A 7,771-nucleotide genomic window follows, 5' to 3' on the forward strand; every position below is an offset into this window, starting at 1 on the left:
CCACCTGTTTATTAATTTAATTTGCGGTTTTATTACTTTTTATTATGGGTAGAGTTTGCGGTTTAACAACTGATAAATCATAATTGATATCTTAAGATAAATTTATCTATGCCTTTTTTTGTAAAATTATATCTTATTTCGTTATCTTCTTTATTAGAACCATACCATACTAAATTTATCAACTCTAGAGATATTTTATTATTTATTAAATCTATTATATCTTTAAATTTATATGTTTTATTAGCATCTATGCCAAGCAAATGGATTAATCTTATATCTAACTTTTCATTATAGTCATTCTTTTCATAGATAATGCTATTATAAGAGAACCTATCAATACAGATATTGTTTTTTAAATACTTGCAAGGTTTGCAAATATCATCATGGCCATACGTAAATTGGATTTCATCTACTTTATTCTCAATGACACAATTTCCTATAAGATAAAAATCATGATTGAAGTTTTTATCAGGTACAAAATTTTCTAGACCCTTGCCATATAATTTAAAGATATCTAAAAGATGATGAGGCTTTATAATTATATTCAAATTAATATTTCTTTCTAAAATATTTACTATTATTGTAAAATTTAATAACATCATCTTTTAGATATTCCATACCCATACCCTCTAATAAATCTATAATATTATAAATACTATCATTCATAGTAACATAATATGATTCTAACTGATCTAAAGCTTCTTCTCTGGTTAATAACTTATAACGAATCATTTGACTTAATTTAAATTCTGTTTCAGTATACCCTAAAAGTCCATAATAAAAGAAATCTTTAAAGGTTTCTACTAAGCAATCAAAATGCCAACTTCTTTCAGGTCTTTTCCAATTTAATTTTTCTTTAACAGCCTCTTCGTATTTTTGAGGATTATTTGGAATATAATTATCAAAATCAAATAGTTGATATTTACTAAATTCCTGTGAAAGAATTTTACCCTTTTTATTTTTTGCCTTATATTCTAAATTATCATCTCTTAAGATGATTTCAATATTATCTGGAAAATTGTAATTTACATTTTCTGCAAGGCCACGTATTAAACCATATTTAGAATTTCCATTTCCTTTTTCTTTTAGTAATTCCCCTTTAAATGGGGCAAGTTCTAAGTATGAAGCAGCACTAACAAATTTAGAAATTTTATATTTTGAATAAGCAGTTTCATACAGTTCTCCAGTAATCCCATATCTGCAACCAGCACATAATGCAACTCTAACCATGGCTGGATCTGGATTTTTCAAGAATGATTCCAAATTATTTTTAAATCGTGGTAAAAAATCATCATCCTTCACAACTACTAACTCGCTATTCAATATTTTCGAAGCATTTATAATATTTTGATATGCTAAATCATGAACAATTCCTGTTTTATGATGATTAAAAGCAACCACTCTATCGCTACCAAACATTTCGCATAATGTCATCCAAGCATATAGTCCATCTTTTCCTCCACTTACCATTATTCCAATTTTCTCATTATCTTGTAAATCAATATCTTTTTTCAATTGATCCAACCCTTTAAATTCTTGGATTACATGTTTTTCACAATAGTTACAAATTTTCTTTCCCTTATTATCAATTTTAAATTCTGCTGTTTTATAATCATGTGGGATAACACAATAATCGCAACCAATTCGAGAAAAATTATTCATTTTAACATTTTTCATATTCTTATATAATTCTGTATAGCTAGTTTCCATATAAATCTCCTTTCTGCTAGAAACGATAATGTCAAATAACTATATATAGTTATTTGATAACTTTGTTATCAAATAAGAAATTATTTAACCTTGTTGATCCTACTTCTAACCAGTATTCCATTCCTTTAATTTTCGTACCATATCTTTCACAAAGAAACGTTTTTCTTTGTATTACTCTATTTTTTAATTCACTCTCATCAATTGATGTTTGTGGATGAGGATAATGTATGGCTTGTGCTTTCTCTGAGAACACATATTTTAAATTATTTAGAAATAATCTTATTCCTAGATCAGTATCTTCTCCACCCCAACCAATATATTTTTCATCGAATAATCCTACTTTTTCCAACTCTTCTTTTTTTACCGAGATATTACCACTCCAAAAATATATCCAAGGTGCAGGCCAAGTACTCATATCTTTACCTATATGATTTATAGTTATTTCTCTTTCATCATGAAAGTTTTTTTCTTTGTTTAATCTATTAAAACTTTGATCTATATCATTTATATCAAAATTAGATTTTAACTTTTCCTCCCATTCGCTAGAAATTTTAAATCCTAAAATACTTCCAGCTACGATACAACTCTTTTCACTTTTCTTATGTTCTTTATAATGCTCTTCAAGAAATTCTTTACAAGCAATCATACCTGAATCTATAAATACACAGATTTCTCCTCTTGCAATATTTATTCCCATATTCCTTGTTAAAGCTGCTCTAAAGCTGTTATGACTATGATAACAATATTTTATATTTATCTTTTCCTCATAACTTTTAACTAAATTAAATGTATTATCATCTGAACCATCATCACAAATAATTATCTCGTATTCTTCTTTGTTCATAGTTTGTTGTTCAAATGATTTCAAAGTAAAATCTAACAAGTTTTCTCTGTTATATGTCGGTATAATGACACTTACTTTTATACTGCTCATAAAATTATGTTTTCATCTCCTAGTCTATATTTGATTAATTTCATTTAAAATTTCATCAATTGTATGGAAAATATATTTTGCACTATCTTTAACACTATCTACACTAGTATCAAACGTATAGCTGTTTTCTGAAATTTTTAACATACATATATCATTTTCTCCATCACCAATAGTATACAGATCATTGCCATTGAGATTTGAATATAATTTCATAATTGAAGTTGCTTTAGAAATTCCATTTGCTAATACATCTGTAAAAATATTGTTTGAATACACAGATAAATTACTAATTTCATCTAATGAATATCTATCTCTATCTTCAATCGAATCAAAGACTAATGATACAGATAATATTGGTTCAGTAATATTTAAAAAATCATTTTTTTCATAAATATGATAACTATTTTCTTCTGTATTAAGAATGATTTGTTTATCTTTTTTATCCAACAAAACATTTAATACATTTTCAACATCTTTATGATTCATTTCATTTTTTTCTATACAGTTTAAATCACTATCTAGAATTATGCTACCATTTGCACATATTACATAATCAAAAAAATCTATATTATATTTTTTGATACCCTCTTTAAATTTTGAAACACTTCTTCCAGTTACAATAACGAATATATTTCCCGCTTCTCTAAATTTTCTTATTTCTTTTCTGGTGGAATCAAGTATGGTTTTACCTGTTGTAATTGTTCCATCAAAATCACTTCCAATTACTTTCATATATACCTCCAGTTATAACTCCAAATGTTTATGATTTTTTTTATTCTTATAAAAAGCATAGGCGAGTTGTATGCACATAATGCACCAAATAATAGGTTCGCAAATAATAATTCCAAAATATCCTAAGTAAGAAATCAAAAATACAACAAATAATATTTTTCCAATACATTCAATTACACTTGATATTAACGGAACTATTTTTCTTCCTAATCCCTGTAATGAACTTCTTAAATTCAACAAGATACCCAAAATCGAATAAAAAGGAGCATTTATTATTAAATAATTAGTTCCGTTTTCTAATATAATTGGATTCGTTGAACCGGATATAATTTTTATAAAATTTCTTGCAAATAAAAACATGATTATTGTTATTATCAGGCTCCAAATTATAACTATTATATTTCCATATTTTACACCTTTGTAAATTCTTTCTTGTAATTCTGCTCCATTATTTTGAGAAACGAAAACAGACAATGATGATGCTATTGTTGAACAAGGCATACATGCAAAAGTGCTTATTTTACGTGCTGCTGTATGTCCAGCAATAACAGTTGATCCCAATGAATTTATGGAAGTTTGTAAAATTACAGTTCCTATTGATACTATGGACATCATCAGTCCCATAGAAAAACCTTGACCTAATAACTCTTTATACAAATTTATATCAATATTAAAATCTTCAGGTGTAGGTATAAGAATATCATAATGTTTCTTAATATATAATATACACAATAATGAACTAAAGGCTTGTGCTAAGACCGTTCCGATTGCAGCACCCTTTACACCCATGTTTAAATAAACTATGAATACAATATCAAGAATAATATTAGTAACTGATGATACAATTAAAAATATTAATGGTATTATACTGTTTCCTATGGATTTCATGATACCAGCACAAATATTATATGCAAACATCACAAATACAAATAATGTAATTAATGCTATATAATCATAAGCTTCGTCTATTATATTATAAGGTGTATTCAATAATTTAAGAAAATCATATAAAAATAATTCTGAAAATAAAGTTATAATTATACAGAGTATTATTCCAATGATAATTACACCCGCAACTGATTTTTTTAAAAGATCATATTTCTTAGATCCATAAATCCTTGCTATGACTATACTCATGCCATTTCCTACACCCAAGGCAAATCCAACCAATAAATCATATACAGATGAGCAGGCTCCTATTGCTGCCAATGAATTCTCACCTAAAACATGTCCAACAATTATTGTATCTGTCGTATTATATAATTGTTGAAAAATACTAGAGATAAATACAGGTATTGCAAATATAATTAAACTACGAATTATATTTCCACTTAAAAAATCAACGTCTATTCTCTTTATCATTTTTCCTCCTCTAAATATCAGGAAATATATGACAAAGGTAATTAATATATATCATCACTCAAATTATAATTACTTGACTATATCTCAAGATATTTATTACCAGTTCAAAGAATTTAAAAACTTGATTTTTTCTTCACCTTTTTCAATAACACCAATTTTACTACAATAATAATATTTATTTATATGCTCTAAAATCATCTTTTCATTTTTTTCCGATACAATTACAATATATCCCACACCACAATTGAATGTATTTAACATTTCGTGATCATTTACGTTTAGATAATGTTTTAAACATTTAAATATCATAGGAATATCAATTTTACTTAAGTCGATAATTGCTGATAAACCATCTGGTATTATTCTCTCAACACTTCTAGGAATACCAAATCCAGCAATATTAACCAATCCATTAATTCTTTTATCTTCAATAAGATGTTTTAAACAATTATAATAGCAATATGGAGGTTTCATAATTTCATCAATAAAGCTATTATCATTAATGAATTCTTTTTTTATTTCTGGAATTTCATCCAATAATTTGTCAATCAATGAAAATCCATGATGATGAATACCATTTGATTCAATATACAAAATAGTATCGCCAGCGGAAATATTCTTATAGTTAATCATACTATCATAATCAACAATTCCTATCATTTCGCTATCAATCAAATATTCTCCTGGATAGATTACTTTTGGTTTGATTGAATATTGTCCCTTTAAAATTTTAATATCATATTTCTTGGCTTCATCATAACACAATGATACAATTTTATTTACCAAATCAATGTTTTCTTGAGCACTTATAATAGTATTTGTAATAAATATAGGATTTGCTCCTGTTGCCAAGATATCATTAATCAAAGTGAAAAAAATATCTTGTATCAATTCTTCAATATAGCCATATTCAATAGCTATTCGCTGTTTAGTTCCTGGTTCTAGAACCCTTGAAACTATAAAGGGATGTTCTAATGTTAAATAATTCTTTAAATCATAAATACCACCTCTAAACGAGGGATTATATTCATCCATTTCAACAAATTTCTCAGCTTTTTTATTTATAATATCCATCTTCATTACATCTACACCTGCTTTTTCATATGAAAAGCGAGCACTATATCCTTCGCCTTTTAAAATTTCATCAACACTTACATTGAATATTTGAGAAAGATCATCCAATATGTCTAAAGATGGAACTGATAAACCTTTTTCCCACCTTGATATAGCTTGAAATGTGATATTTAATTCTTCTGCTAATTGTTTTTGAGTTAACTCTGCTTTTTTTCTTTCATTTGACAAAAATTGACCAATCTTTTTATAATCTAACATTTCCTATCCCCTCACATATTATATTTTACATTTCATTAAAAACCTATCATTTATTATATGAATTATATGAGTCAAATTCAATTAACAATTGAATTTAGTAATTATCAATACTGTCAATTATATTAATTTAGATATCACCTTGTAACCTAGAATATGTTTAAAATTCTCTCTTTGTAGCTATTTTTTAATTACTCGTTCATAAAAGAAACTGCTACATTTTTATTTGCATTAATATTATATTTTTTATTAATAATATAAATCACTTTATGCAATGATATGTGTTTATTTAGATTTGTATTTTAAGAAATCAATAACGAAATACGACATAATAAAATTAGCTGATAAATATGAAAATAATCATTATATTTCAATATATATGCCTATAACATACTATTGCATGATCATATTTGTATTTTATATATATCTTATATAATATTTGTAAAATATTAATCAGTCCCATGTGCTACACCTAAATCAATATAAGCCATTTCAAAAATATTTTTCATACTTCTATCAATATAATTTTTTTCTGTTATCATAAATGCAAAAGTCAATATAAAAATGTAGGTTTTGGCCAATAAGGCATTAGTAAGAACAGGATCACCAAACACCTCTGGCCATTTAGAGAATGTTAGGTTTGTCGTGATAATCGTACTTGATTTCTCATATCTTTTCGCAATGAGATTAAAGAACAGATTGGCAGTATCTGCATCCATTTTCTCATATCCTAATTCATCAACTATAAGAAGCTTATATCTGCAGATCCACTTGATTCTTTGTTCCAGTCTGTTCTCATATTTGGCCTTTCTGAGCTGTGCTATGAGGTCATGAAACGAAATACAATATACGGAATATCTCTGCTTGGCAGCTTCTGTACCAATACCTACAGCTAGATGCGTCTTGCCTTCTCCTGGCGTTCCGCATATGATGATATTCTCACAGTTTTCAATGAATCTCAATGTAGCCATATCTCCAATCTTCTTTCTATCCAGTGAGGGCTGAAAGCTGAAATCAAAGTCCTGAAGACTTCTCTGAAAAGGAAAGTTAGCTACCTTCACACAGCTGACTATGGCTAAATCCTCCCTGTATTTCATCTCCATCTGCACCATCTCATCTATGGCTTCCAGCGGTGTCTTTACCCCGTCAGACATCATATCCAGGTACTTGTTTATATTCTCCTTCATCTTGGGAAGCTTCAGCTTCTCTAGATTATTCATTAATATATTTATTGAACTCATACTATTAATCGTCCATTTTCATTCTGTATGCTTTTAAATAATCTGTTGTCTCTTTTTCAAATTCTTGGTAGATTGAATCATAACCTTCCTGTGATAGAAAGTTATGGATATCCATAATATCAAATCCCCACAGATTCACTCTAAGAATATTCAGTTCATTCTTATTGGCTGACTTTTTTAATGCAGAGAAGAACTGTTCTTCATCAGTGATATATGGAAGAATCTTTGATACCTCTATATAAAAAGTCTTTCGTTTGGGGCTAGTATAAATTTAGTGCCAGTCAAATAGAGAAAATATCTAAAAAAAAGAATTGAAAAACATTCGAAAGAATACTAGTCTGAAACATGAAAATAGAGGTGTTAAAAATGGCAGAAAATAAAGTGATAGACAAACAGTTTAAATTGGATGCAGTTCAATATAGAAAGGATCATCCTGAACTTACTTTTCAACAGGTTGCTGATA

The 7,771-nt window shown here is 27.3% G+C and carries 7 protein-coding genes; all 7 read right to left on the reverse strand.

The features are described 5' to 3' along the window. Window positions 1–77: 77 nt before the first annotated feature. Window positions 78–548 carry a DUF1284 domain-containing protein gene (locus ACFOZZ_RS04265; protein WP_376814791.1) on the reverse strand — a complete coding sequence of 157 codons (471 nt, stop codon included), beginning with the start codon at window positions 546–548 and terminating at the stop codon, window positions 78–80. 1 nt (window position 549) lies between these two features. Further along, window positions 550–1,710, reverse strand: coding sequence for a hypothetical protein (locus tag ACFOZZ_RS04270; RefSeq protein WP_376814792.1), 1,161 nt, complete (start codon window positions 1,708–1,710; stop codon window positions 550–552). 49 nt (window positions 1,711–1,759) lie between these two features. Next, window positions 1,760–2,644, reverse strand: coding sequence for a glycosyltransferase (locus tag ACFOZZ_RS04275; protein WP_376814793.1), 885 nt, complete (start codon window positions 2,642–2,644; stop codon window positions 1,760–1,762). 24 nt (window positions 2,645–2,668) lie between these two features. Then, complete coding sequence (locus ACFOZZ_RS04280) at window positions 2,669–3,376, reverse strand: HAD-IIB family hydrolase (RefSeq protein ID WP_376814794.1); 708 nt, start codon at window positions 3,374–3,376, stop codon at window positions 2,669–2,671. Window positions 3,377–3,388: 12 nt separating this feature from the next. After that, a complete protein-coding gene (locus ACFOZZ_RS04285; protein ID WP_376814795.1) occupies window positions 3,389–4,738 on the reverse strand; it encodes an MATE family efflux transporter in 1,350 nt (449 codons plus the stop codon). Between the two features lie 96 nt (window positions 4,739–4,834). After that, complete coding sequence (locus ACFOZZ_RS04290) at window positions 4,835–6,070, reverse strand: AIR synthase-related protein (RefSeq protein ID WP_376814796.1); 1,236 nt, start codon at window positions 6,068–6,070, stop codon at window positions 4,835–4,837. Between the two features lie 446 nt (window positions 6,071–6,516). Next, the gene (istB, locus tag ACFOZZ_RS04295) at window positions 6,517–7,308 is read right to left on the reverse strand and encodes an IS21-like element helper ATPase IstB (protein ID WP_376814797.1); all 792 of its coding nucleotides are present in this window, start codon (window positions 7,306–7,308) and stop codon (window positions 6,517–6,519) included. Between the last annotated feature and the right edge of the window lie 463 nt (window positions 7,309–7,771).

The organism is Catenibacterium sp. GCM10023432 (assembly GCF_042651925.1).
Lineage (GTDB): Bacteria > Bacillota_I > Bacilli_A > Erysipelotrichales > Coprobacillaceae > Catenibacterium > Catenibacterium mitsuoka.

What these genes read in the sequence shown, in the direction of transcription:
- ACFOZZ_RS04270 (WP_376814792.1), bottom strand. Translation starts at nt 1,710, where the DNA reads ATGGAAACTAGCTATACAGAATTATATAAGAATATGAAAAATGTTAAA.
- ACFOZZ_RS04275 (WP_376814793.1), bottom strand. Translation starts at nt 2,644, where the DNA reads ATGAGCAGTATAAAAGTAAGTGTCATTATACCGACATATAACAGAGAA.
- ACFOZZ_RS04280 (WP_376814794.1), bottom strand. Translation starts at nt 3,376, where the DNA reads ATGAAAGTAATTGGAAGTGATTTTGATGGAACAATTACAACAGGTAAA.
- ACFOZZ_RS04285 (WP_376814795.1), bottom strand. Translation starts at nt 4,738, where the DNA reads ATGATAAAGAGAATAGACGTTGATTTTTTAAGTGGAAATATAATTCGT.
- ACFOZZ_RS04290 (WP_376814796.1), bottom strand. Translation starts at nt 6,070, where the DNA reads ATGTTAGATTATAAAAAGATTGGTCAATTTTTGTCAAATGAAAGAAAA.
- istB (WP_376814797.1), bottom strand. Translation starts at nt 7,308, where the DNA reads ATGAGTTCAATAAATATATTAATGAATAATCTAGAGAAGCTGAAGCTT.